Origin of the sequence: Geomonas silvestris (genome assembly GCF_014193515.1) — a bacterium.
In the GTDB taxonomy this organism is placed as follows: domain Bacteria; phylum Desulfobacterota; class Desulfuromonadia; order Geobacterales; family Geobacteraceae; genus Geomonas; species Geomonas silvestris.
Map to the genome: position 1 here is coordinate 97,576 of NZ_BLXX01000013.1, position 23,971 is coordinate 121,546.

The 23,971-nt window shown below is 65.9% G+C and carries 19 protein-coding genes; 7 read left to right on the top strand and 12 right to left on the bottom strand.

Annotation, left to right across the window (positions count from 1 at the left end; translation table 11 throughout):
* Nucleotides 1-6: 6 nt before the first annotated feature.
* The 4 genes from GMST_RS18145 to GMST_RS18160 form a co-directional block, all read right to left on the bottom strand.
* Complete coding sequence (locus tag GMST_RS18145; protein ID WP_183356119.1) at nt 7-354, bottom strand: DUF190 domain-containing protein; 348 nt, start codon at nt 352-354, stop codon at nt 7-9.
* A gap of 87 nt (nt 355-441) precedes the next feature.
* Nucleotides 442-816, bottom strand: a complete 375-nt coding sequence (gene crcB, locus GMST_RS18150; RefSeq protein ID WP_183356120.1) for a fluoride efflux transporter CrcB — start codon at nt 814-816, stop codon at nt 442-444.
* Nucleotides 817-841: 25 nt separating this feature from the next.
* On the bottom strand, nt 842-1,624 hold the full coding sequence (locus GMST_RS18155) for a hypothetical protein (protein ID WP_183356121.1): 783 nt from the start codon (nt 1,622-1,624) through the stop codon (nt 842-844).
* A gap of 17 nt (nt 1,625-1,641) precedes the next feature.
* Complete coding sequence (locus GMST_RS18160) at nt 1,642-4,377, bottom strand: Rne/Rng family ribonuclease (protein WP_183356122.1); 2,736 nt, start codon at nt 4,375-4,377, stop codon at nt 1,642-1,644.
* A gap of 667 nt (nt 4,378-5,044) precedes the next feature.
* Here GMST_RS18160 and GMST_RS18165 point away from each other — a divergent pair.
* Genes GMST_RS18165 through GMST_RS18175 form a run of 3 tightly spaced genes read left to right on the top strand, consistent with a single transcriptional unit; the run spans nt 5,045 to nt 6,916 of the window.
* Nucleotides 5,045-5,533, top strand: a complete 489-nt coding sequence (locus GMST_RS18165) for a hypothetical protein (RefSeq protein WP_183356123.1) — start codon at nt 5,045-5,047, stop codon at nt 5,531-5,533.
* Between the two features lie 9 nt (nt 5,534-5,542).
* Nucleotides 5,543-6,109: a DUF2721 domain-containing protein gene (locus GMST_RS18170; protein ID WP_183356124.1), complete on the top strand. Its 567-nt coding sequence runs from the start codon at nt 5,543-5,545 to the stop codon at nt 6,107-6,109.
* A 24-nt stretch (nt 6,110-6,133) separates the two neighbouring features.
* On the top strand, nt 6,134-6,916 hold the full coding sequence (locus tag GMST_RS18175) for an amidohydrolase family protein (protein WP_183356125.1): 783 nt from the start codon (nt 6,134-6,136) through the stop codon (nt 6,914-6,916).
* A 101-nt stretch (nt 6,917-7,017) separates the two neighbouring features.
* Here the strand turns inward: GMST_RS18175 and GMST_RS18180 are convergent, their stop codons facing one another.
* On the bottom strand, nt 7,018-7,734 hold the full coding sequence (locus GMST_RS18180; RefSeq protein ID WP_183356126.1) for a DUF72 domain-containing protein: 717 nt from the start codon (nt 7,732-7,734) through the stop codon (nt 7,018-7,020).
* Nucleotides 7,735-8,009: 275 nt separating this feature from the next.
* Between GMST_RS18180 and GMST_RS18185 the strand changes: the two genes are divergently transcribed.
* Nucleotides 8,010-11,531 carry a hybrid sensor histidine kinase/response regulator gene (locus GMST_RS18185; RefSeq protein WP_183356127.1) on the top strand — a complete coding sequence of 1,174 codons (3,522 nt, stop codon included), beginning with the start codon at nt 8,010-8,012 and terminating at the stop codon, nt 11,529-11,531.
* 31 nt (nt 11,532-11,562) lie between these two features.
* Here GMST_RS18185 and GMST_RS18190 read toward each other — a convergent pair whose 3' ends face one another.
* A complete protein-coding gene (locus GMST_RS18190; RefSeq protein ID WP_183356128.1) occupies nt 11,563-12,747 on the bottom strand; it encodes an acetylornithine transaminase in 1,185 nt (394 codons plus the stop codon).
* Between the two features lie 493 nt (nt 12,748-13,240).
* Here GMST_RS18190 and GMST_RS18195 point away from each other — a divergent pair, with 493 nt between their 5' ends.
* From GMST_RS18195 to GMST_RS18205, 3 genes are all read left to right on the top strand, one after another.
* Complete coding sequence (locus tag GMST_RS18195) at nt 13,241-14,950, top strand: YncE family protein (protein WP_183356129.1); 1,710 nt, start codon at nt 13,241-13,243, stop codon at nt 14,948-14,950.
* A gap of 267 nt (nt 14,951-15,217) precedes the next feature.
* On the top strand, nt 15,218-15,802 hold the full coding sequence (locus GMST_RS18200) for a c-type cytochrome (protein WP_183356130.1): 585 nt from the start codon (nt 15,218-15,220) through the stop codon (nt 15,800-15,802).
* A 134-nt stretch (nt 15,803-15,936) separates the two neighbouring features.
* Entirely contained in the window at nt 15,937-17,322 is a 1,386-nt protein-coding gene (locus GMST_RS18205) for an MptA/MptB family glycosyltransferase (RefSeq protein ID WP_183356131.1), read from the top strand.
* Here GMST_RS18205 and GMST_RS18210 read toward each other — a convergent pair.
* The 6 genes from GMST_RS18210 to GMST_RS18235 all read right to left on the bottom strand — a co-directional run bounded on the left by GMST_RS18210 (nt 17,296) and on the right by GMST_RS18235 (nt 23,947).
* Nucleotides 17,296-18,783 carry a glycosyltransferase gene (locus GMST_RS18210; protein ID WP_183356132.1) on the bottom strand — a complete coding sequence of 496 codons (1,488 nt, stop codon included), beginning with the start codon at nt 18,781-18,783 and terminating at the stop codon, nt 17,296-17,298. The two genes, GMST_RS18205 and GMST_RS18210, sit on opposite strands and share 27 nt — an antisense overlap.
* 69 nt (nt 18,784-18,852) lie before the next feature.
* Nucleotides 18,853-19,383, bottom strand: a complete 531-nt coding sequence (locus GMST_RS18215) for a hypothetical protein (protein WP_183356133.1) — start codon at nt 19,381-19,383, stop codon at nt 18,853-18,855.
* A 10-nt stretch (nt 19,384-19,393) separates the two neighbouring features.
* Nucleotides 19,394-20,269 carry a sulfurtransferase gene (locus tag GMST_RS18220; protein WP_183356134.1) on the bottom strand — a complete coding sequence of 292 codons (876 nt, stop codon included), beginning with the start codon at nt 20,267-20,269 and terminating at the stop codon, nt 19,394-19,396.
* The gene (locus GMST_RS18225; RefSeq protein ID WP_246399834.1) at nt 20,245-21,036 is read right to left on the bottom strand and encodes a glycosyltransferase family 2 protein; all 792 of its coding nucleotides are present in this window, start codon (nt 21,034-21,036) and stop codon (nt 20,245-20,247) included. The genes GMST_RS18220 and GMST_RS18225 overlap by 25 nt, the downstream gene beginning before the upstream one ends.
* A complete protein-coding gene (locus GMST_RS18230; RefSeq protein WP_183356135.1) occupies nt 21,036-22,859 on the bottom strand; it encodes a VTT domain-containing protein in 1,824 nt (607 codons plus the stop codon). The genes GMST_RS18225 and GMST_RS18230 overlap by 1 nt, the downstream gene beginning before the upstream one ends.
* Nucleotides 22,860-23,110: 251 nt before the next feature.
* Nucleotides 23,111-23,947 carry a hypothetical protein gene (locus GMST_RS18235; RefSeq protein WP_183356136.1) on the bottom strand — a complete coding sequence of 279 codons (837 nt, stop codon included), beginning with the start codon at nt 23,945-23,947 and terminating at the stop codon, nt 23,111-23,113.
* Between the last annotated feature and the right edge of the window lie 24 nt (nt 23,948-23,971).

The following is a 23,971-nucleotide window of genomic DNA, read 5'->3' on the forward strand; positions in this document are numbered from 1 at the left end:
AAGCTTTCAACTCCTTGAGGAGCGTGGATAACGGCGTACCAAAACCCGCTCCAGGGTGATCATCCCCCCGTCCATCATCTCTTCGGCACGGGGGAGCACCGCCTCCAGGCGTTCCTTCGAGTCGACCACCTCGAGGACCATGGGGAGCTCGCTGGAGAGGCGCAGGAGCCGGTCGGAGTGGTAGGTGTGGTGGGCGCCGAAACCGGCAACCCCGCGCAGAACCGTGGCTCCGTGGAACCCTTCGCTGCGGAAGAGTTCCACGAGCGCCTCGTAGAGCGGGAGGTGACCGTGGCGGTCGTTCTCGCCGATGTAGATCCTGAGCAGCGCCTGTTCTTCGAGATCGTTGTGGTCCATGCCGCGTTCACTCCCGGCGCGCCGGAGCTGGAACCGCCCGCCGCACCACTATTATTTTTGTTCCATCTGCGCTTCGGGGAAAGCGCCTCACAGGGCCCGGGCCGCGGCGATACCGAGCCAGGTGCAGGCCAGGCAGGCGACCACGCTCAAAAGGATGTTGCCGAAGGCGCTTACCAGAGCCCCTTCCTCGATGAGCCGGAAGGTCTCGAAACTGAAGGTGGAGAAGGTGGTGAGTCCGCCCAAAAACCCTATGGTGAGCGCGGTGCGCAGGGTGGGCGGGACCAGCACGCTGCGGATCGAGAACTCCATGATGAGGCCGATGAGGAAGGCGCCGATCACGTTGACGGCGAAGGTGCCATAGGGGAGGGCCCGGCCGCAGAGGTCGTAGACCCAGCCGGAGAGGAAATAACGGGCGAGACAGCCGAGGGCGCCGAAGAGGGCTATGGAAAGGATCTGCTCCATGCTAAGCGCGTGCTCCGCGGACGGCCTAGAAGGTCCAGCCGAGGTTGAGGCCGACCAGGTCGGAGGTGGATTCGGGCTGTAAAAAGCCATTTTTGAGCGGGGAGGCGCCGAAGCGGAACCCCTCGTAGCTTACGGTCGCCCGGAAGCCGCGGTAACGGAGGCCGGCTTCGGCGAAGGGACTTATAAGCCCTTCGGGGCTGAAGGTGGTGGGACCGACGCCCTTCAGCTTCACGTAGTTGCTGGTCACAAAGGGGTACTTGGCGCCGGCCTCGGTGGTGACCTCGACCCCAGGGGAGGCCTGGAAGCTCCCCCGCCCCCCCAGCTTCAGGTAGCCGGTCTGCCAGTATTCGGTGTACCCCTGGGAAGGCTGGCCGTTGGCCGAGGTGGCATCCTGCAGTCCCCGAAACCACCAGCGGTAGCCAAGCGAGGTGAACGGCTCCAGCGCCCAGCGGTCGCCGTCGTGACGCCACCCCGCGCCGAGTTCGTGCCGGCTGCCGAAATAGCTCACCTGGGTCTTGACCGGGATCTGTTCCTGGGTCTCGCCGTCGTAGTCGACATACCCCCCGAAAAGTTCGTGCCGCGACTCGATGCGCACGGAGTGCTGCGCGTGCCGGTACACCGGGAAGGCGAAGTCCAGCCCCCCCGCGAAGAGTGGGCCGCTCTCCTTGAGAAGCCGCCTCCCGGCGTGGTACTCGCGCCAGGAGAAGTACTGCGCGGACAGGTACGGGGTGAATTCCGGACCCGCCGCGCAGGCGCTCTCAAGCCAGCCGGCCAACAACACGAACACGATGCCGATTCTGAAGAACAAGCCGGTCGTACCCCTCACTACTCGTTTTCTTCTTTCTTCTTGCGCGGCGCCCGGGGCTTTTTGGCCTTGGGCTCGCCGGCTTCAGCCTCGGCTGCGGGCGCTTGAGGAGCCGCGGCGGGTGCCTTGGACCTGGCGGCGCGCTTCTTCGCTGCGGGCGCCTCGGCTGCCGGGGCGGCTGCGGCAGCCGGAGCAGCCTCCCCCTGGGGCGCCTTCTCGGCCTTTTGAGCCCTGGGCGCTTTGGCCGCCTTGGGAGCCTGCGCCTTTTCCTTTTTGACAGCCGGCGGGGCGGGCTCCGCCGGAGCCGCCGCAGCGGCCGGGGCCTCGGCGGGGATTGCCTCCTTGGCCTGCTTCGGGGTCTTGGCCTTCGGCGCGCCGCGTTTCTTTGCGGCGCTGACCGGAGCCGGTTCGCCGGCCTCGGCTGCCGGTGCCGGCTGGGGAGCGGCCGGCTGGGCCTCGGGAGCGGGTTCCGCTGCACCTTTGGCCTTGCGGCGCGGACGGGCGGGCTTGCCCGCAACGGCCTCGGCCGCAGCCGCGGCGGGGTGCGCTGCAGCCTCCGGCTCGGCGTGAGCCTCGGCTGCCGTTACCCCGGATTCGGCGTGGGGTGCCTCGCCGGCGGCCTTTTTCTTGCGGCGCGGGCGCTTCTTGGCCTGGGCTTCCCCGGGCTCCTGGCCGGCGGCCGCTTCCGCGCCGGCACTGGGCGCCTCGGCCGGCGCCGCGGGCTCGGCCGCAGCGTCTGCTTCCGAAAGACCCGCAGCCTCGTGCCCCGCCTCGTGCGACTTGCCGCGCCGTCTCTTGCGCCGCCGCTTCTTCTTCCCTTCGGAATGCGCCTCGCCTGCGAGTGCCTCGTGCCCTTCGGCCTCAGGCGCCTCGTCGCCAGCCTCGACGCCGGCCTCGGCGGCGGGTGACCCATCGGCGGCTGCCAGCGCGAGCACCGTCTCGACGGTCGACTCGCCGGCTTGAGCAGCGGCTTCGGCCGCTCCCCCCTTGCGCTTGCGCTTGCGGCGGCGCTTCTTCTTGTGTTCCTCGTGTTCCCCCTCGATAGACGGGAGCGCCTCGAGTTCCTCTTGGGCACCTTCCGAAGCGGAAAGCGCCTCCTCGAGTGCCGGCGGGGTCTCCAGCGCGCTCTCCAGGACCGCTTCGGGTTCGGCCTGGGCCTTCCCCTTTTTCTTCTTCTTTTTGCGCCCGTCTCCGGCCTCAGCCTGGGCAGCCTCTTCCTTGGCGAAGCGCGGCGCAGCTTTCTCGGCGAACTCCTCCTGGGGGACCTTCTCGCGCTTGACCAGTTCGAGCTCCATCTGGTTCAGGAGGTAGGAGGGCTTCCCCTTCACCGTCACCTCGATGTCGTAATCGCTCTCGATCTGGGAGAGCTCATGGCGCTTGCGGTTCAAGAGGTAGTAGGCGACCTCCAAGGGCAGGCTCCCCACCACCTCGCCGATGGTCCCCTTGGCGGCGGCCGCGTGCACCTTGCGCAGGAAGGAGAGCGCCATCGCCTCGACCGACTTCACCTTGCCGCGCCCGTCGCAGTGCGGGCACTCCAGCGTGCTCGCCTGGTTCAGGGTCTGGCGGATGCGCTGGCGGGACATCTCCAGGAGGCCGAACTCGGAGATCCGGGAGACGTTCACCCGGGCCTTGTCGGCCTTGAGCGCGCTCTTGAGCGTCTTCTCGACCTCGGCGTTGTGCTTTCTATCGCGCATGTCGATGAAGTCGATGACGATGAGACCGCCCAGGTCGCGCAGCCTAAGCTGACGGGCGGCCTCCTCGGCCGCTTCCAGGTTGGTCTTGAAGGCGGTGTCCTCGACCCCCTTCTCGCCGGTGGACTTCCCGGAGTTGACGTCGATGGAGACCAGGGCTTCGGTGGGCTCGATGAAGATGGAACCGCCCGACTTAAGCGGCACCTTCTTCTCGTAGATCAGGTCGATCTGCTCCTCGAGCTGGTAGCGGGAGAAGATGGGGCGTTTTTCCTGGTGCATCTTGACCAGTTTCTCGAACTTGGGGTCGATCTCCTTCAGACAGTCGCGGACGTCCTTGAAGACCTCCTTGCTGTCCACCAGCACCTCGTCGATATCGGCCGAGAAGTAGTCGCGGATGGTGCGGATGATGAGCGCGGACTCCTGGTAGATCATCCCGGCCCCCTTCATGGCCGCCCCCTTCTCGCGCACCCCTTCGTAGAGGGCGATCAGGTTGTCCAGGTCCTTTTGCAGCTCATCGCGGGTGCGCCCCATCGCCTCGGTGCGGATGATGTAGCCGTACCCCTCGGGGATGGTCATCTCCGCGATGATCTCCTTGAGTTTCCTGCGCTCCCCCTCGCTCTCCACCTTGCGGGAGATGCCGGCTGAGTCGCTCCCCGGCATGAGCACCATGTAGCGCCCCGGAAGCGAGACGTAGGTGGTGAGCGCGGACCCCTTGTTGTCGCGCTCCCCCTTCTCGACCTGCAGCACCAGCTCCTGGCCGCGCCTCAAGACCTCCTGGATGCGGGGGCGGCGGTGCCGCTGGTCCTCCGGGATGTCCTCGCGCCACTTCCAGTTCTCCGGGTGCAGCTCGCCCATCTGCAAAAAGCCGAGCTTTTTGAGCCCGACGTCCACGAAGGCCGCCTGCAGCCCCGGTTCCACGCGCACCACCACACCCTTGTAGATGTTGCCGCGGATCTGTTCATTGCCGGCGATCTCGACATCCAGATCGACCAGGCGTCCGTCCTCCACGATCGCTACCCGGGCTTCTTCGGCGTGCAGCGCGTTGATCAGCATCTTTTTCGACATAGGTTTCTTGTTCCTTTCCTTGGGGGCTCCCCGCGCCGCGAAGCGGTGTTCATCCGCGCGCTCTGGCCCCGAGATGGTATTTCCTGACCAGCGTTCGGTTCGCCCTCGAAAGTCGTCCTCATGAAGAGGCCGGACTCCCCCTTCCCGCCCCGGCTCTCTTTTCGAGAGGGTGCCTGGGAGCGAAATCCGCGAGCCAGTCAGTCAATTCGTGATGCCGGCGCTCCGGATGAAGCGCCGGGTGCTTCTATATGCAGCCCCTACCCAGGGGTTGTCATAGCTAATGAAAACCGAGTGATTATAACAGAGTTTATCTCAGTAGCACATAAAAAAGAACAGGTTACGCATACCAGCGTAGCATTTGGAGCGAAAGCGCGCCACATTCATTGGTGCACCGGCCCGACACGATGCAACGTTGTTTCATAATTTCAGCAAGTTAGCCGAGCGACCGGGAGGGGCGTTTCCCGCAGGGAGCAAACGGCCGTTTTTTTGCCACGGAGACGCTGAGGACACGGAGAGCGCAACCGAAACGACGACCTATTCGCCCCCCTCACCCTCTGCAGCGGGAACGGTATCTTCGGGAGAAAGTACCGGCCACTCTAATTATGATTTTGTGCCGCTGGGCTTTTATGGTATTTTGCCGGCGTTCTGCAGTGAAAGAGGAAAGCCCATGCCCGACATCCGGATCGACACCAGCCCGCTTAACACGATCTACCTGGAGATGGGTGCCGCGGTGCAGGATTCGCAGCGGCTCGAGCTCTACATCACCTTCATCGTCACCCTGCTCGTCGAGTTAAGCGGCGGGACCCTGAGCGAGCGCGAGTTCAGCGGCTACATGGAGAACCTGGGGGCCCAGACCCTGGGCCGGCTCATCGAGGAGATCAAGCAGAAGGTGGGGTTCACCGACCAGGCGGTGCAGACCCTGCGCAAGGCCCTCAGGGCGCGCAACTTCCTGATCCACCGCTTCTACAACGACCGCTCGGACCTCCTCTTCACCCAGCCGGGGAGGGAGCAGGCGCTCGGCGAGATCCGGGAGAAGCGCCAGCAGATCAACGACGCCAATACCATGCTCGATCCGGTGATGAACGACCTGGTCCGCCTGAAGGGGATCGACATCGACCAGTTCCGCTACGAAGCGATGAGCCGGTTCGAGAACTAAAGGAGCACCATGACAGCAGCCCGCCAGCGCACCCCGCGCCCCCGGTCCGCGGCACTCCTCGTAGCGGCACTCCTCGCCCTTCCCGAAAGTTCCTGGGGGATCCAGGTGCGCGAATTCCAGAACGTGGGGGCGGTGGCGCACGTGATCCAGCTCTCGGTCGCGCCGGTCTTCCTGCTCACCGCCATCGGCACCATGCTGAGCGTGATGACCAGCCGCCTGGGGCGGATCATCGACCGGGCACGGGTGCTGGAGGGGAAACTGGAGAACGCGCCGGACCACTCGGTGCCGCACCTGCACGCCTACCTCGCCACCCTGTCGCGCCGCGCCGACCTGATCGGGCGGGCCATCACCCTGTGCACCTGCACCGCCGTGGTGGTCTGCAGCGTGATCGCCCTGTTGTTCATCGGCGACTTCCTGCGCTACGACATGTCGCTCCCCGTGGCGCTTATGTTCATCCTGGGGATGATCCTGTTCGTAGCCGGGCTCTTGAGTTTCCTGCGCGAGATCTTCATCGCCAAGGCGAGCCTCAAGATCGGCCCGGGCACCCTGCGCCACGGCGCCAACGGAGGCGCTTAAGCCGCCTCACCTGAGGAGGTGTCTATGCAGCACCCCGCAGCCGGCAGTTTCCCCGTCTTCGACAGCCACTTCCACATCGTCGACCGCCGCTTCCCGCTGGTTCCCAACCAGGGGTACCTCCCCGACGACTTCACCTGCGCGGACTACCTCCGGCGCACGGCCGGCCTCAACCTCGTGGGAGGCGCCGTCGTCTCCGGATCCTTCCAGGCGCTCGACCAGGCCTACCTTGTGGATGCCCTGGCCACGCTCGGCCCCGCCTTTGTCGGGGTGACCCAGCTGCCGGCTTCGGTGAGCGACGAGGAGCTGAGGCGCCTGGACCAGGCGGGTGTGCGGGCGGTCCGTTTCAACGTGAAGCGCGGCGGGTCGGAAGGGGTGGAGCACCTGGAGCGGATGGCCTTCAGGGTCCACGAACTGGTGGGGTGGCACGTGGAGCTCTACATCGATGCGCGCGACGTGGACGACCTGGCGGCGACCCTGGCGGGGCTGCCGGCGGTGAGCATCGACCACCTGGGGCTCTCCCGTGAGGGGTTTCCCACCCTTTTGAAGCTGGCGGAGCAGGGGGTGCGGGTCAAGGCGACGGGGTTCGGGCGGGTCGATTTCGAGGTGAAGAGCGCGCTGAGGGAACTCGCCGCGGCGAACCCCGACGCGCTCATGTTCGGCACCGACCTCCCCTCGACCCGGGCGCCGCGCCCCTACCAGGACCGCGACCTGGAGACCGTGATCGAGGCGCTGGGGGAAGAGCTGGCCCGCAAGGCCCTGGCCCACAACGCCCTCGAGTTCTACCGCCCCCGGCAGCGCGCCGCCTGATCCTCTTTTGCTCCGGCTCCTCGTTTTACCCTTCCCGGGCACGTTTCCCGGGGGGCCGAAACTCACGATCCCTCACGGCCCCTCTTTTCCGCGGCAGGCCCCTACACTTCTCCCGAGCCACCCGCGAGTTTCAGGAACTCTCCGGCAAACTGCGGCCCCCGCGCCTCGTCCTCGTGCTTGAAGAAGACGTAGACCTCGCTCCAGCCGACGGCCCGGATCCGCTCCAGCCAGCCGGCCAACTGCGCGGCGTCGTACTCCGGACGCCTGAGCCTCAGGTATCCCCACGGGGCGCTCGCCAGAAGCGGCACCTCGAAGTCGGCCTCCCCCTCGGCGACGCAGAGCGCGATCCCCTTCTCCCGCATGAGGGCGTAGACCTCCTCGTCGAGCCAGGAGCGGTGCCTGAATTCGAAGGCAACCCGGTAATAGGCCAGGGGGATGCTGCGCAGAAACCCGCGCAACAGGGGGAGGTCCCGGGGAAAGTCGGGGGGGAGCTGGAAAAGTACCGGCCCCAGGCGCTCCCTGAGAACGCCTGCCACCCCGAGGAAGTAGGAGACCGCCTCCTCGGTGTCGCGCAGGCGCTGCCAGTGGGTGATGCGCTGCGGCGCCTTGAGTGCGAAGCGAAACGTGGCGGGAACCTGGTCCGACCACCCCTCCAAAAGCTCCGGCTTGGGCATCCGGTGGAAGGTGTTGTTGATCTCCACCGTGGCGAAGCGCTCCCCGTAGTACCGGAGCATCTGCTTGTCTGCCAGATCGTGCGGGTAAAAGGCCCCTTTCCACTGGGGATAGGAAAAACCGCTGGTGCCGACGTAGAGTTTCATGGCGTACCTCCGGCTGCCCCCCGGATTTCCCCCGCCTGCCTGCCGTGAGCCAACGGGATGCCGCAAGGGTTACCGGGAAAGAGCCTGTAAGAAAATCCACCACAACTACTAAAGTATAAACTGAACCAACCGACAAGGTAATGGCAATTGTTCGCAACGTAGCTGTCACAGTGCCGGGCCCCACCTGTCGCCCAATCTCACAGAGACCATCGAGGCCCGGATCTGCACCGGCGCATGGCCGGCAGATCCAGATTTTGCAAAGCGAGAAAGAGACGATGGGTACACGACATACATTTTGGTCCCTGGTTGCCGCCTGGTCCCTGGCGGCGCTGGTGGCGCTCGCCCCGCCCCAGGCCGCTGCCGCGCCCGCCGCAGGACGCAGGCCGGTCGTCCTGGTGCTCAACTCGTACCACATCGGCTACGACTGGTCCGACGACGAGTTGGCCGGGGTCCAGAAGGTGCTGGGGAGTTCTCCCTTAACCCCCACCGTCCTCGTCGAGTACCTCGACTCCAAACGTTTCCCCGGCAAGACCCACTTCTCCCGGGAGGCCGACCTCCTGGCGGCCAAGTTCCGCAACGATCTGCAGCCCGACGTCATCCTGGCCATGGACAACGCGGCGCTCGAATTCGCCACCAAGTACCGCCCCACCGTCTTCCCCGGCAAGAGCATCGTGTTCTGCGGCGTGAACGACTACGACCCCGCCATGATCGCCGGCGAGTCGAACATCACCGGGATCGCGGAGAACCACGACACCGCCGGGACGCTGGAGCTCGCCCTGCGCCAGTTTCCGGGGACCCGCGAGGTCCTGGCGGTGCACGACTACACCGACACCGGCCTTGCCATGCGCAACGAGATCCTGAAGACCGCCAAGCGCTTCCCGAACCTCAGGGTGGTCTCGGCGCCGGAGCAGAGCGTGGAGCAGCTGCAGGAACAGCTCAGGCAGCTGCACGAAGGGCAGCTCGTGGTGCTCCTCTCCTACGTGGCGGAGAAGTCGGGGCGGATCTTCACCCTGGCGGAGGCCGCCGGCCTGGTCAGCAAGGCGGCCCGGGTCCCGGTCTTCGCGACGCACGCCCCCCAATTGGGACACGGGGTGCTGGGCGGCATCATGATGACGGGGAAGGCCCAGGGCGAGGCGGCGGCGCGGCTTGCCGAGGCGGTTTTGAAGGGGCAGCGCCCCGAGCAGTACCCGGTCTTCACCGGGAAGATGTCGAGCCCCATGTTCGATTACCTCCAGCTGGAGCGCTTCGGGCTCAACGCGAAAAAGCAGGAGCTGCCTCCGGGGAGCGTTTTGATCAACACCCCCGGGGCCTTCTACCGGGTCGACAAGGCGCTGGTCTGGTCCAGCCTCGCCCTGATCGGGATCCTCGCCCTCGCCCTGGTCGCCGTGATCATCAACGCCCGGCGCCAGCTGGCGATCCGCGCCCTGGAGGAGGCGAACCACGCCTACCGGCACCTCTTGGACAGCGTGGCCGACAGCATCTACATCTTCGACTTTGCCGGCACCATCGTCGAGGCCAACAGCGCCGCGCTGCACAACAGCGGTTATTCGCGGCAGCAGCTCATCGGGCGCCCCATCGCCGACCAGATGTCCCCGGAGCTGGCGCGGCTCGCACCCGAGCGCCTGGACCAGATCGTCACCCGCGGCTACGCGCTCTTCGAATCGATCCACCTAAGCCGCGAGGGCCGGGAGGTCCCGGTCGAGATAAACGCCCAGGTGGCCAAGTTCCACGGCGAGCCCTGCATCATCAGCATCACCCGCGACATCACGGCCCGCAAGCAGACCGAGCAGGAGCTGCGCATCCAGGCGGTGACCCTGGAGGGGGAGATCGCCGAGCGCCAGCAGGTCGAGGAACAGCTGCGCCAGGAGCGCGACAACGTACGCTCGCTCTTCGACGCCGCGCCGGTCGGGATGCTGCTCATCGACCCGGACCTCCAGGTGATCGACTCCAACTCGGCGCTCTCCCGCCTGATCGGTACCCCCGTGGAGCAGATCCTGGGGCTGCAGCCCGGCGTGGCGCTGGACTGCCGCCAGGTACTGACCGGCGGCGGCTGCGGCCGGGCGCCGGACTGCTCCGCCTGCCGGCTGCGCAACTGCATCTCTGCCGCCCTGATCCGTGGGTGCGGGACCCGGGGGGTCGAGGTGCAGCACATGCTCCTCAAGGGGCGCCCCCACGAGCAGCTCTGGCTCCGCTTCAGCGTCGAGCCGGTCTCCTTCGACGGCAAGCGCCACGCGCTGGTCGCCATCGACGACGTAAGCCGCCAGCGCACCATGGAGGAGCAGATACTCTCCGAGAAGGAGCGTCTGGCCGTGACACTCGCCTCGCTGGGCGAGGGGGTGATCGCCACCGACCCCCAGGGGGCCATCACGCTCATGAACCGCGCCGCGCAGCAGCTCACCGGCTGGCAGAGCGCACAGGGACTGGGGCAGCCGCTCTCCACGGTGTTCCGGCTGGTCCGCAAGGCAAGCCGGCTTCCGGTCCAGGGGCTGGAGCGAGTCAGCGACCGGGAGCTGGTACTCGAGGCGGGCGGGCACGTGCTGCTGGTAACCGACGACGGGCGCGAGCTGCACGTCACCGGGAGCATCGCGCCGCTGCGCGACCAGGAACAGCGCACTATCGGCCAGGTCCTGGTTTTCCGGGACATGACCGAGAAGCACGAGCTGGAAAACGAGCTGTTCCAGGCACGCAAGCTGGAGTCGCTCGGGGTGCTGGCGGGTGGGCTGGCCCACGACCTCAACAACCTTCTGACCGCCATCATCGGCAACATCTCCATCGCCGAGGTGAAGGCGCGCGGCAACACCGAGCTGCAGCCGTTTCTGTCCCGTGCCCTCAAGGCCTCCGAGCGCACCGGCGACCTCACCCACCAGCTTCTCACCTTCGCCAAGGGGGGAGCCCCGGTGAAGAAACTCACCTCGCTGCAAAACCTCGTGAAGGACTCCGCCGAGTTCGCCCTGCGCGGCTCCAACATCCGCTGCGAATACCGGATCCCCGAGCAGCTCTACCCGGTGGCGGTCGACGTGGGGCAGATGAGCCAGGTGATCAACAACCTGGTGATCAACGCCAAACAGGCGATGCCGGAAGGGGGGATCCTCACCATCAGCATGGAGAACCTGTCGCGCTACAGCATGGGGGGGGCGCGCCCCGGGCGCTACGTCCGGGTGCAGGTGCAAGACCGCGGGGTCGGCATCCCGGCCGAGCACCTGGAGCGGATCTTCGACCCCTACTTCACCACCAAGAAGACCGGCAATGGATTGGGGCTCTCCTCGGTGCACGCCATCATCGCCAAGCACGACGGCGCGCTGAAGGTAGAGTCGAGCGTGGGGGTGGGTACCACCTTCTCCTTCGTCCTCCCCGCCACGGTGGGGGGGACCGAGGTGGCCGAACCGGTCGTCGAGGGGGCTTTCCGGGACAGCGGCCGCGTGCTGGTCATGGACGACGATCCCACCATCATCGAGACCCTGGGGGAGATGCTGCGACTGATAGGCTACGAGGTGGTGACCTGCGCCGAGGGGCGCAGCGCGGTCCGGCTCTTCCGCGAGGCGGCGGCGCAGGGGAAACCCTTCAAGCTGGCCCTGATGGATCTGACCATTCCGGGGGGGCTGGGAGGGGAACAGGCGACCCGGGAGCTGATCCGGGACTTCCCGGCGGCGAAGATCGTGGTGGCAAGCGGCTACAGCGATTCGTCGGTCATGTCGGACTACGAGTCGTACGGCTTCTGCGCCGCGATCGCCAAGCCCTTCACCATAAGCGAGGTCGCGGAGGTATTGCGCAACCTGAGCCTGCAGTTGCCGGCGTAACGGCAGCAGACGCGGACGCCCTCCCCCGCACTCACGCGGTCTCGAACACCTCTCCCAGGATCTGATCCAGAATTCCCAGACAGACCGCTATTTCGTCGATAGTCACGTTTAACGCCGGCATGAAGCGGAGCACCTCGGGGCGGGCGGCGTTCACGATGAGACCGCGCTCCCGCGCCAGCTCGGCGATCGCCTCGGCCTTGGGTTGCGGCAGGACCAGGGCGAGCAAAAGCCCGGCGCCGCGCACCTCGCCCAGGCGGTGTTTGCGGGAGAGCTGCAAGAGGCCATAGCGCAGGGTTTCTCCCAGCTCGCGGACCCGCTCCAGGAATCCCGGGCGCAAGAGCTCCTCGAGCACGGCGCAGCCGACCGCGGCCATGAGGGGATTGCCGTTGTAGGTCCCACCCTGGTCGCCGGGCTCGAAGCAGCAGACCTCCTCCTTGGCGAGCAGTGCCGCCAGCGGCACCCCCGCTCCGATCCCCTTCCCCAGCGTCATGATGTCCGGCTCGATCCCGGCCTGCTGGTAGGCGAAGAGCGTGCCGGTGCGCCCCATCCCGGTCTGGACCTCATCACAGATCAGCAGGATCCCCTTGTCCCGGGTAAGGCGCCTGAGCGCCTGCAGGTACTCGCGGCTGGCCGGGATCACCCCCGCCTCGCCCTGAACCGGCTCCAGCATGACCGCCGCGGTCTCGGGGCCGATGCTCCCCACCACGGCGTCGAGGTCGTTCAGGGGAACCTTGATAAAACCCGGGACCTTCGGCTCGAAGAGCTTCTCCCAGTGCGGTTTCCCGGAGGCGGACATGGTGGCCAGGGTGCGGCCGTGGAAGCCGTTTTCCATGGTGACGATCTGGTAGGCGCCGTTTCGGTGCAGCGCGCCCCACTTCCGGGCCAGCTTGATCGCTCCCTCATTTGCCTCGGCACCGCTGCTGGCGAAGAAGACGCGCTGAAAGCAGCTGTGCACCACCAGTTGGTTGGCCAGCCGCAGCGCCTGGTCGTTGTAGAAGGCGGGGCTCGGGCTGATGAGGCGGCTCGCCTGGTTGCTGAGCGCCTCTACCACGACCCGCGGGCTGTGCCCCAGGCAGTTCACCGCCCACCCCTGGATGAAATCAAGGTAGCGCTTTCCTTCGTGGTCGGTGAGCCAGGAACCGCTGCCGTACACCATGACACTGGCAGGACGCTTGGTGATGCTCATCAAAGCCTGGTACGCGGATTCATCGAGCACGGTCGCCTCCTCTAACTAGCCGGGATCAGTATGAGTCAGCGCTAAATCTGCCTTCGTTGCCGGGAAATGTCAAGCTGCTTGGGGTGACAGTTTCTTGCAGGGGTTTCACGGCACCGAGCTGCTGCTGGAGCTGCCGCTCTCCCGGTCCGATACCGCTTGCGCATGTCCGACAACGACGAAAGAAGGGTAATATCTAGCATATCGGTAGACTTTATATTTTTCATATTGACAGCACCGACGACTCGGGTTATAAACGCGACACACCAACGCAGTACCCATAAAAGGCTGACCAGAATACTGGAGGCCAGGCACGCAGCGACCCCGCTCGGCCTGGCCTCTTTTTTTTGGAGGGCAGTTTTTCGCAACAACCAGATCAGCATGCTGACCAGACACCTGGAGGCCAAGAGGGGCGACACGCCTTACTTGGCCTTTTTTTGTAGGTACATCAGGAACCGGCTTTGCCCCGGAACCCAAACCACCCGAGGAGGTAGCAATGAAAAAACTGTCCCGTCTCCTGTGGGCGGCGACCACCGTCGTCTCCCTCGCCCTGACCGGTTGCGGCAGCACGGCCGCCGGGCCGGCCAGCTCGCCGACCGCCAGCAACAAGGTCACCATCAACGGCTCGCTGGAGCCCGGCGCCGCCAAATCGACCGCGAAGAGTGCAGCTGCCACCAGCGGCACCATCGGCACGGTCAGCGCCATCGACGCAGCCACCGGCGCGGTACTGAGCGCCACACCGGCAAACATCGTCTCGGACGCGAGCGGTACCGGCGGCAGCTTCAGCGGGCTGAGCTTCACCCCTCCCAGCAGCCAGGCGGGGGTGGTCCTGAAGGCGACGCTTGCCAACGGCAAGGTCTATCGCGCGCTGATCGCCAGCCAGCTCGCCGCGGCAAGCACCGTGAACGCAACCGTCGGCCCCAACTCCGATGCCATCGTGACCGCGGTTTCCGGATCCCTTAACGTCGCCGGCGTTCTCGGGGACGACGGCGTGAAGGTTCCCAGCGGCACCAAGCTGGCCGACGTGGCAAGCGCGGTGACCAGCGCCTCCAGCGCGCTGCTGCCCAAGCTCCAGACCGGCTACGTGATCGACACCGGCGGTACCGGTTCGGCGGTCCCCGGGGTGACGCTCCTCGACCGGGTGGCGCAGGCAGCCATCAAGACAGTGCGCTTCACCAACCAGGTCGGCACCCGGATAGGCCACTTCGCCAACGTGACCGCCGACGGCTCTGAGCTCTGGCTTTGCAGCGGCCAGGGTGGCGCGAGCGGCTCCATGAACGTCTACGACACCGCCGCTTTCAGGACCTACAGCACGCTCAACGACTCAAACCAGGCGAGCTTCATCAAGCACTCCTTCCCGAAGGGTTGCGGCGTGCAGAACGTGCAGTCTCCCGACGGCCGCTACATCTTCGCCTCGGTGGACCAGGCGCCCAAAGGGGTGAACGTCTTCGACGTGAAAAACCACGTCTACCTCGGCACCATCGCCAACGGCAACACCGCACCGCACGTGGGCGCCGTCTCGCCCGACGGGAAGCGCTACTACACGACGACCGCCGGTTCCTTCCACGCCGTGGGCTACGACATCTCCGGTCTTCCCGCCAAGGTCCCCGGCGATGCCGACAAGGTGCTGGACGTGAACCTTGGGTACGGAAACCTGCACGCGGTGCGGCTGCACCCCAACGGCAAGTACCTCTTCGTGGGGAACAACACCTGGCCGGTCCCCTCGCCGCTACCCGCCGGGGTCACGGCGACCTCCGGCACCAACGTGATCGAGATCGCCACCCAGAAGATCATCGCCACCATCCCGGGCCGGCCGCACAACTTCGCGATCTCGCCGGACGCCAAATACCTCCTGGTCACCGAGCTCTCCTCGCCGGATTGCGAGGTCTCGCTGCCGGGTGACCCCGGAAACCGACTGCAGTTCATCGACATCTCCACCCTGTCGGGCGCGGCGCCGGACGCCTCGAAGATCAAGGACATCTACCACTTCGATACCCCGGGCTACGGCGGCAGCCACGCCAGCTGGGATCCGACCACCGGCGTTTTGTACTACTCGGTGTACGACACCAGCAACCAGGGGTGGCTCTTCCTGCTCGACACCACAAACCTGGCGGCCGCCACGCCGAGCGTGACCCAGTTGGGCACCAAGCAGAAGATCGGCTGGGCACCGCACGGCGTGCTGTTCCCGGGGATCGACGGCGACTGATTTCCCCCTCATGACGGGATCTTCCGCCTCCGGGGCCAAAGCGACAGGTCCCGGAAGTGGAGTCCGATACGTGGGGGAAGCTGCCATCTTTCATGGGGTGGCAGCTTCCCCCTCACCCGGTCCCTCTCCCGCAAGGGGAGAGGGGACGCAGTTGCACGCTTTCCAGGAAAGCCGTAAAGGTTCGCGAGGAGAGGTGCGCGCAGCCCGAGAGTGCGTCCGACACATTTTGTCTAAGAAAGCCGGCTTTAGAGATGAGGAGAAAAACCTATGAGAAGAACTCTTGAGAAAGCATGGGGCGCTGTGCTTTTGGCAGCGACGCTGGTGGCTGCGGGGTGCGGCGCCGGGGGGAGCGGGGACGGAGCTTCCGCTTCCGCGCCGGCCGCGACCGTACTGGCGGCGCCGTCTGCGCTGGTTGCTACGGGCGGGATCAACAAGGTGACGCTCAGTTGGGACCAGGTATTAGGAGCCGACTTCTACAACATCTACTGGTCCACCAACCCGGGCGTCACCAAGAATACCGGCCAGAAGATCACCACATCTACCACGCCGTACCTGCAGTCCGGTCTCGCCGTGAGCCAGACCTACTACTACATCGTGACGGCGGTCAACGACACCGGGGAGAGCGCTCCCTCCAGCCAGGCCGCGACGGTGGTCGCCACCGACGGAGCCGGTCTCTACCAGAACTATTGCGCCAATTGCCACGGTCCCTTGGCGAGCACGAGCATCAAGGAAGGGACGCCGGACAACATCAAAGCCGCCATCGCCGCAAGCCGCGGCGGCATGGGGTGGCTCTCCTCCTTTCTCACCTCGGAGCAGATCGACCTGATCGCCCAACAGTTGCCGTGTCATTAGGCTTGAGAGTGTGGTAAAACGGTGCGGCTGACGCAGGCGAACGCGCGCTGCCGCACCGTACCGTGCCCGGAAGCGCACCGCTGCGCAAGCTCCCGCTTGCGGCCCGAACTACCTCCCTATAAAGCCGAGACGACGTGGCCACACCTTCGACACCATCCTCCCCCGCACCGCTCGACACCCGGCTCGTGGGGTGCGGGGTGCCGGCACTGCTGCTCTGCGCAGCCGGCTTCCTGGCGCTGCGGCCCGAACTGCGCCTCGCCGTCCCGGAACTGATCGGCATAACGGCGGCGATGGTCCTTGCGCTCTCTTTTGCCCTGTACCGGGGCGGCCGGGGCGGCATCGGCTGGTCGCCCCGCTGCATCATCCTGATCGCGCTCGTGCTTAGGCTCATGTTCCTCGCCTCCCCGCCCCAGCTCTCCGACGACCTCTACCGCTACCTTTGGGACGGCAGCAACATCCTGCGCGGGATCAACCCGTACCAGGCGGCTCCGGCCCGCACGGTTCCGCCCGCCTCGCTCAAGGCGGCGCACGCGCTCATCAACCATCCCGAGTACGTCACCATCTACCCGCCCACGGCGCAGCTTGTCTTCGCCGCCGGCGCCACCCTGGGCGGCCTCACCGGACTGAAGGCGCTCCTGGTCCTCTTCGATCTCGCACTCTGCGGACTCATCGTCGTCCTCCTGCGCCAGCTCACCCTCCCGCCCTGGCTCGCCGTGCTCTACGCCTGGAACCCGCTGCCGGTCCTGGAGATCGCGGGATCCGGGCACGTCGACGGCGCGGGGCTCAGCCTACTGGTCGCGGCGCTGGTCCTTACCCTGCGGGGAGCGCCGCGTGAGACCAGCGAGGCGCCGCGGCGCGGGCCAGCGCAGGCCGCGGGGCTCCTCTTCGCCGCGGCCTGCCTGGTGAAGCTCTTCCCGCTCCCGCTTACCCCCGTACTGTTCCTGCTCACTCCCCGCGTACGCCGCCTGGAGTTCTCGCTGGGCTGCGCAACCGGTCTGGCCGCGCTCACGCTCCCCTTCTGGCCCGAACTCGCACACATCACGCAGAGCCTCGATGCCTACGCCCGCAACTGGGAGTTCGCCGGGTTCGCCTACAACACCCTGCGCACCGCGACCGGTTCCGGCACTACGGCACGCCTCACCCTCTCCCTCATTTTTGCCTGTTGCCTCATGGTCCTCGTTGGGAAGCTGGCAATGGAGCTGAAGAGGGCGGAAAGCCCTGCCGAACGGGGACGGGCGGCGCTTACCGCCTGTTACCGGATCACCTTGGCGCTCCTGCTCACCACCCCGACCCTGCAGCCCTGGTACGCGCTAAGCCTGGCGGCCCTGTTTCCCATGTCTGCCGGGCCAGCGGGATTGGTGCTCTGCTGGGCGGTGTTTCTCACCTACCAGGTGCAGATCCCGTATTTCGTGTTGGGGAAGTGGATCGAGAGCCCGGCGGTGACCGCGGCGCTGTTTCTGGCGCCGCTTTTGGCCTGGCTTCTTGCGAGGATGTCAGGAGGCAGAACGGCCAGAGGATAGGCACTCACCCAGGTCTTTCAAAAGCACCAGGGCAAAGCCGCAGGGAAAGAGCAGGAAGAGCGGGATGGCAAGCCAGGTCTCGCGCTCCCAGGCAAAGGCGAGCGGGAGGAGCGAGTACCCCAGGAGCACGATATTCATGAAGATGTAGGGAAGGTTTTTCTGGCGGTACAAAAAGGCCAGCCCCGGCAGGTGCTCGCGTCCTCGCACGCCGAACTTGGGGGTACGCTCGAAGGTGCCGCCGTTTTGGAACAGCCCCTTAAGGACCGAGAACGAGACGCTGGGGGCGAGTCCGATGGTGAGCGCCGGCAACAGCAGCACGTCGCGCAGCCGGTTGGCGCCCGTCTTCAGGCTGTAGCAAAGGAAGTAGCCCATGATGGCGCCTGAAGTGGCGAGGAACAGTGGGAGATCGAGGCGCAGCATCTGGTGCAGCCCGATCCCGACCCGCCAGGTGACCGCCGGGTAGAGGGTGAGCAGCACCACCAGCCCCAAAAGCCAGTAGATGTTGGCCATGAGGTGCGCGAGCGCCTCCAGCTTCACGGCAAGGGGCAGGCGCTCGCGCAAAAGGCGCGGCAGGATCTTCCGGGCGGTCTGGATCGACCCCTTGGCCCAGCGCTGCTGCTGGCTGCGTAAGGCCGCCATGGTGACCGGCAGCTCCGAGGGGACCTGGCACTCCTCGCGGTACACGAAGCGCCAGCCGGCCAGTTGCGCCCGGTAGCTCAGGTCGAGGTCCTCGGTCACGGTGTCCGCCTGCCAGCCCCCCGCCGAGTCGATGGCGGCGCGGCGCCAGACCCCGGCGGTCCCGTTGAAATTGAAGAAGAGCCCGCGCAGGTAGCGCACCCGGTGCTCGATGCTGAAATGCGGACCGAGCAAGAGCGACTGGATGCCGGTGAACCAGGAGTACTCCGCGTTGCAGAATCCCCAGCGGGTCTGCACCATGCCGACCTTTTCGTCCCGAAACCAGGGGACGGTCTGTTCCAGGAAGTCGGCCGGCGGGATGAAGTCCGCATCGAAGACCGCCACCAGTTCCCCTTTGGCCCGGGCAAGCCCGTGCGCCAGCCCCCCCGCTTTGAACCCCTCGCGTCCCTCGCGCCGCACCACCGTGAGCTCCACCCCACGCGCCCGCCACCAGGCGGCCCTCTCGTCCACCAGTTCCCGGGTATCGTCGTCGGAGTCGTCCAGCACCTGGATATCGATCCGCCCGGCCGGCCAACTAAGCTGCGCGGTGGCGTCCAGTAGCCGCTGTGCCACGAAGCGCTCGTTGTAGAGCGGCAGCTGCACCGTGACCAGCGGGTAGTCTTCCGGCGCAGCTCCCCTCCCCGCTTTCAGGTGCAGCGGCGCCCCAGGCTCGGTCCGCGCGGAATACAGGCAGCGCAGCAGCCAGATCCGGTGCAGGCCGTAGAGGGAGAGCCCCAAAAGGGCGGCGAAGTGGAGTGCGGTGAGAATGGGGAGCAGGATGGACATAGGAACCAATGGATAATGAACAATTGACAATTGACGATGAAGTCGGAAAGCGTGGCGACTGGTGCGCGGCTACGGCTCTTCGGGCTCGGGGCAGTCGCAGGGGACACCCAGGGGTTTTTCCTCGAAGAGGTAGCGGCTGGGGTGCCAGGCACGCAGCGCCGCTGGCCCGCCGACGGCACCGGAGACGTCCTCGCCCGCTACCAGCCAGAACTTCCTGGTCCAGTCGCGCCAGATCCCGCCCAACTCGATCCTGCCCTGGCCGTCGCTTATCCCGCGCGCCAGCACCTGCCCGCCGGGCGGCGTTTCCTCGATGCGCACCAGCGCATACGCAGCGCGCGGCTTGAGTCCTTTGGCACTGAGGGTGAACCTGCCGCGCGACTCGCGGTAGATGAGCTTCCCGCTGGCCCCTCCCCTGACGATCTGCCAGTTGGCCGGGTCCTTGGCAAAGAGAAGCAGCTTCTTCTTACCGGTTCCGGTCGCCAGGTTCCCCGCAGCCTCGCCAGGCGCGGCGGCGTTTGCCGCTCCGGTCACCCCCAGCATGATGAGGAGCAGCAAAAGACTTCGGAGCGACGGCATCCCGCTGCGATTCAGCTTCTGCATGACGGCCCCGCTACTGCGCCCGTTTTTCCCAGGCCGCCCAACTCCCCTTGTAGTTGCGCGCCTCCGGCAACCCCGAGAGCTGGTGCACGGTCCAGGCGTAAGCGGAACGCACACCACCCAGGCAGTAGTAGGCAACCGGCTTGTTGGGATCGACGCCGTGCTTCACCAGGAGCTTCTTCAGTTCGGCCGGCGGCAGCGGGTGGCGATCCTTCCCGGTGTGAAAATCCTCCCACGGGATGTGCACCGAACCGGGAATGCGCCCCTTGAACCACTCGAAGGTGGAGCGGACGTCCACCAACTGCAGGCCGTTTTTACGCTGCACCTCCTCGGTGGAGACCAGGTACTGGGGCTTGGGATCTGCCTGGTAGTGCACCTTGCGCGCCTGCTGCCGCTCGCTCCCCTTCACCAGCGGAAAACTGCTGCCGTTCCAGGCCTGGATCCCGCCATTCAAAAGCCGGATCGGCCCCTTGTGCCCGAGCCAGGAAAAGAGCCAGGCGTCGTACCCTTCGCTCCCCCAGCTTTTGTCCGCGTCGCCGTAGATGACCAGCGGGGTCTTCTCGTCGATCCCCAGCCCGGAGAGCGCCTGGGCGAGCTCCTGCGGCGGGAAGCTGCTGTACTTCACCCCTTTGGCGTCGGTGCGGGTGTAGCTCTCCCAGTAAAAGGGGATCGCACCCGGGATGTGTCCGGCCTCCCACTCCGCCTTGGGACGGGCATCGAGCACCGTCCACTTGCCGGCATTCCCCTTCAGGGTAGCGGCGTCGACGAGCCCCAGGTCGGCGGCTGCGCAGGTGAGAGCGGTGATCAGGATAAGCGCGGCGGCTCCTAAAAGCCGGAACGGAGCACTACGGACGGAATGGGAAATCAGGCGTGATGCGAGTTTCTGCACGGCAGTTCTCTCCTGTTGGATAATGTCTCGTTCTTCATTTCAGGTTGCGTTCCGGCTGCGCGGGGAGCGCCAGGGAGCCCGGAAACAAGCTCCCGGCCGATCACCCAGAGGATGGTGCCCCCCGCCTTCAGCGTCCCGGATAGGGTCCGGCTGATCTTGGAGACGCCGGCCGCGCGCCGGAAGTAGGGGACCCGCAGTTCCTGGACGCGCAGCCCGGTCTTGAGCGCCCTAACCTGCATCTCCACGGTCCAGCCGAAGGCCTGATCACTCATCTCGAGGCGCTGGAGCGAGTGCCAGCCGACCACCCGCATCGGCCCCAGGTCGTGGAAGCGGTGCCGCCAGAACAGCCGGATCAGCCCGGTTGCCAGCCAGTGGCCGAAACGCTGCTGGAAACTGAGCGCCGCGCTTGTTACCGGGATGCGCCATCCTAATACCATGTCCTTATCCCCCGCCGCAACCGGAGCGATCAGGTCAGAGAGGCGCGGCACGTCGTCGGAGCCGTCGCCGTCCACGAAAGCGACCAGGTCCGGCGGGTCCTCCTCGAGTGCGGCAAGCCCCGCCAGACACGCCCTCCCGTACCCCGGGATCGGCTCCCGGATCACCCGTGCACCGAACGTTGCTGCCACCGCTGCCGTCCTGTCACTGGAGCCGTTATCCACCACCAGGACGCGGGTGATCTCTTTCGGAACCTTGACGAGCACCAGCGGCAGGCTCAACTCCTCGTTGCGCGCCGGGATGATGAGGGCAATGTCGAGAACGGCCGGCATCAGTCGGTCACCGGTTCCGGCTCGCGGCGCGCCTTCACCCTGCGGTAAAGAACCGGGATGAGGGAGACGCCTGCTATGAGGAGGATCCCCAGGAGCGTAGTGGGCGACACCTTACCGCCGATCAGTCCCAAAAGCGAGCTGGAGAAGACGATGAAGGCGATGCAGGCCGGCAGCATGCAGAAGAAGCTCACCACCAGGTAGTGGAGGAAAGGGACCTTGGTGAGCCCAAAGGCGTAGTTCAAGAGGTTGAAGGGGAAGGCGGGGACCAGCCGCGTGAAGGCGACCACCTTCCAGCCGTGCCGCTCGACCTCACGGTCCAGCCGCTGCCAGCGCAGCCCGGTCAACTTCGCGGCCACCCAGTCGCGCGCGACATAGCGGGCCACCAGGAAGGCGAGCGAGGCGCCGATGGTCGCACCGCTGATGGCGTACACCACGCCCCACACCGGTCCGAAAAGGACGCCGCCGGCGATGGTGATGGGAAGCCCCGGGAGGAACAGCACCGGCGCCAGTGCGTAGATGAGTACGTACACGGCGGGAGCCAGCGCACCGTAGGAGCCGATTACCGCACGCAGCTGGTCCTGCTGCAGGTACTGGCCCGCCCCCGAAAGTTGCACGGCCGCCACCAGGGCGATCAGGGCCGCCGCCAGGACGAGCGGTTTGCGGCGCTTGGTTGTTTGCACGGCATCCGGCGATTCCGCATCCCTTTCACGTGTCACGGCAAAACCCTCCTTGGCAAGAAATGTCCTCTTCAAGCGCAGCCGGTTCAGGTAGGTCATGGGCTCCTTGGCACCCAGCCGTTTCCCCGCGAGCGCCTTTTCGGGAGTAAAGATGACGTCGACCAGGTGGCTTGTCGGAGTGTGGTTACCGAGCGCCTGGGTGCAGCCGGCACAATAGGTGACGATGCGCCTGCCGTCGGCTTCCTTCTTGCGCAGCTCTCCCCAGGACGCAGCGAGCTTGGGATCGAGGAGATTGACCGCGCCCCCCTGGCCGCAGCAGAGCGTGCGCCGTCCCGAGTGGCGCATCTCCTCGACCTTCACCCCCTGCCGCGCGAGCAGGGTGCGCACCGCCTGGTGCACCGGTGCCTCAAAGCGGATCACACAGGGGTCGTGGACCGTGACGGTCGCCGCAGCCGGACGGGGCTTCAGATCCGATTCCGCCAGCGCCTCCCATACCGTGCGCACCTTGAGCCCGCTGCCGAACTTCTGGAACATCGCCTGGCAGTTGGGGCAGGCAACCAGCACCTCCCGCACCCCCAGTTGCACCAGCCACCGGTTCATCTCCGAGAAGCGGGAATCCACGTAGTCGGCACGCCCCAGGCTGTGCGAGGGTTTCAGGCAGCAGTCAAAGACGATGCCGACGGCAGGATCGCTTTTCTTGAGTTCGTCGAAGACCCGCTGCACCCCCGCGGGGCTGGTACCGGAGAGCGAGCACCCCGGGAAGAAGACACTGCGGCATTCGTCCGGGAGCCGGTACAGCGTGAAGCGGCGCGAGGTACCCAGGCGCTCGTAGTTCAAGAGCGGTTTGTGTTGCGGGTAGTTCCCCTCGCCCCGCTCCACTGCGGCGCGACGCAGTTCCAGGAAGAACCCCTCGAGGTCCAGCCCTTTCGGGCAGACAGCGGAGCAGAGTCCGCACAGGCTGCACTCGAACCCCTTGGCGAGAGCCTCCGAAGTTGGCGGGGTGCAGGCGCGGGCGATGGCACCGGGCGTGCCGTGCCTTTTCAGGAAGGCGCACCCTTTGACGCAGGCGCCGCAGTCGTTGCAGCCGGTGAGGATGTCGCCGAGGCGCGCATCCAGTGCGCGGCCGGCGTTGGTAGTTGTTGCCATGGTTAATACGTTTCCTTTCCCGATGGATCTAAGTACCTCTTTTACTTGGTTCTTCGGGGAATTCCCGGAAAGCCGTGCTGGTGGCTCCCCTCTCCCCTTGCGGGAGAGGGATAAGGTGAGGGGGAAGGCGCCATATCATTTGCCGATGGCAGCTTCACCCCCCCCTGGCCCCCTCCCGTCAAGGGAGGGGGGATGTGGGCCCCTGTAACGTAGAACCTAGAACGCAGAACCTAAAACCAGCTTCAGCGGTTTTACGGTGCCTTGAAATACACCGCTGCGGTGTAGGTGGCGCCGGCGGCGGTGTTCTGGCCGTAGAGCGCCGGGACGTAGGCGATCTCGATCCCCCAGCTGGGTGCAACTTTGTACCCTACTGCCAGGTCCAGCTTGCCCAGGTCGAAGTTGTTGGTGGCGGTCGGGTTGCCGTTTGCGTCGAGCCTTTTGCCGTTGTTGAGGCTGGTGATCCCGTCGAGCTTCGCCCGGGTGTAGAACTTGGCACCGAGATCCGCTCCCACCTCAACCAGGTAGCGCAGTTCGTCGGAGGGATCCTGATCGCGCCACCTATAGCCGAACTCGACGTTGGCGTACCCCGGAAGCACCGGGTAGAGCGACAGGCCGTAGAGGAACCTGAGCTCGACGTCGGTCTGGTCGTTGCCCAGAGGGAGCGGATCGTTCTTGCTGTAGGCGCCGGGGATTTTCACCAGGAGCTGGCTCGAGAAAATCCCCTTGTCGGAGTCGAGGATCTTGTAGCGCGCACCCAGGTCGACGTCGCCAAGGCCGTGCCCCTTGGTCAGCGTCGAGTTGTCCTCGTTTCTCAGCCACTTGTAGGTAAGCGAGTTGATTACCGTAAGCCGGTCGGTGAGACCGTACTCCAGGTAATTGGTGATGTTGTTGTCGGAAAAGCGTCCATCGTTGGCCATCTCGTGCCGGCCGCCGAACCGGCTGAACTCCTGGTGCGCGTAATAGTAGTTGTAGGAGAGTTTTTCGTAGTAGCCGCCTTTGGGGGCGGTCCAGGCTCCCGCCAGGGCGGTCGCCGCGGTTGCGGCGGTGATGAGCAGCGTTACCGACAAGCGAAACAAAACGTGGTTCATACTGGTCCCTTCCTCAAATGGAAA

Excerpts from the sequence above, each read along its gene's own strand:
- GMST_RS18145 (WP_183356119.1), bottom strand. The coding sequence starts at position 354 with ATGGACCACAACGATCTCGAAGAACAGGCGCTGCTCAGGATCTACATC.
- crcB (WP_183356120.1), bottom strand. The coding sequence starts at position 816 with ATGGAGCAGATCCTTTCCATAGCCCTCTTCGGCGCCCTCGGCTGTCTC.
- GMST_RS18160 (WP_183356122.1), bottom strand. The coding sequence starts at position 4,377 with ATGTCGAAAAAGATGCTGATCAACGCGCTGCACGCCGAAGAAGCCCGG.
- GMST_RS18165 (WP_183356123.1), top strand. The coding sequence starts at position 5,045 with ATGCCCGACATCCGGATCGACACCAGCCCGCTTAACACGATCTACCTG.
- GMST_RS18170 (WP_183356124.1), top strand. The coding sequence starts at position 5,543 with ATGACAGCAGCCCGCCAGCGCACCCCGCGCCCCCGGTCCGCGGCACTC.
- GMST_RS18175 (WP_183356125.1), top strand. The coding sequence starts at position 6,134 with ATGCAGCACCCCGCAGCCGGCAGTTTCCCCGTCTTCGACAGCCACTTC.
- GMST_RS18180 (WP_183356126.1), bottom strand. The coding sequence starts at position 7,734 with ATGAAACTCTACGTCGGCACCAGCGGTTTTTCCTATCCCCAGTGGAAA.
- GMST_RS18185 (WP_183356127.1), top strand. The coding sequence starts at position 8,010 with ATGGGTACACGACATACATTTTGGTCCCTGGTTGCCGCCTGGTCCCTG.
- GMST_RS18195 (WP_183356129.1), top strand. The coding sequence starts at position 13,241 with ATGAAAAAACTGTCCCGTCTCCTGTGGGCGGCGACCACCGTCGTCTCC.
- GMST_RS18200 (WP_183356130.1), top strand. The coding sequence starts at position 15,218 with ATGAGAAGAACTCTTGAGAAAGCATGGGGCGCTGTGCTTTTGGCAGCG.
- GMST_RS18210 (WP_183356132.1), bottom strand. The coding sequence starts at position 18,783 with ATGTCCATCCTGCTCCCCATTCTCACCGCACTCCACTTCGCCGCCCTT.
- GMST_RS18215 (WP_183356133.1), bottom strand. The coding sequence starts at position 19,383 with ATGCAGAAGCTGAATCGCAGCGGGATGCCGTCGCTCCGAAGTCTTTTG.
- GMST_RS18225 (WP_246399834.1), bottom strand. The coding sequence starts at position 21,036 with ATGCCGGCCGTTCTCGACATTGCCCTCATCATCCCGGCGCGCAACGAG.
- GMST_RS18230 (WP_183356135.1), bottom strand. The coding sequence starts at position 22,859 with ATGGCAACAACTACCAACGCCGGCCGCGCACTGGATGCGCGCCTCGGC.
- GMST_RS18235 (WP_183356136.1), bottom strand. The coding sequence starts at position 23,947 with ATGAACCACGTTTTGTTTCGCTTGTCGGTAACGCTGCTCATCACCGCC.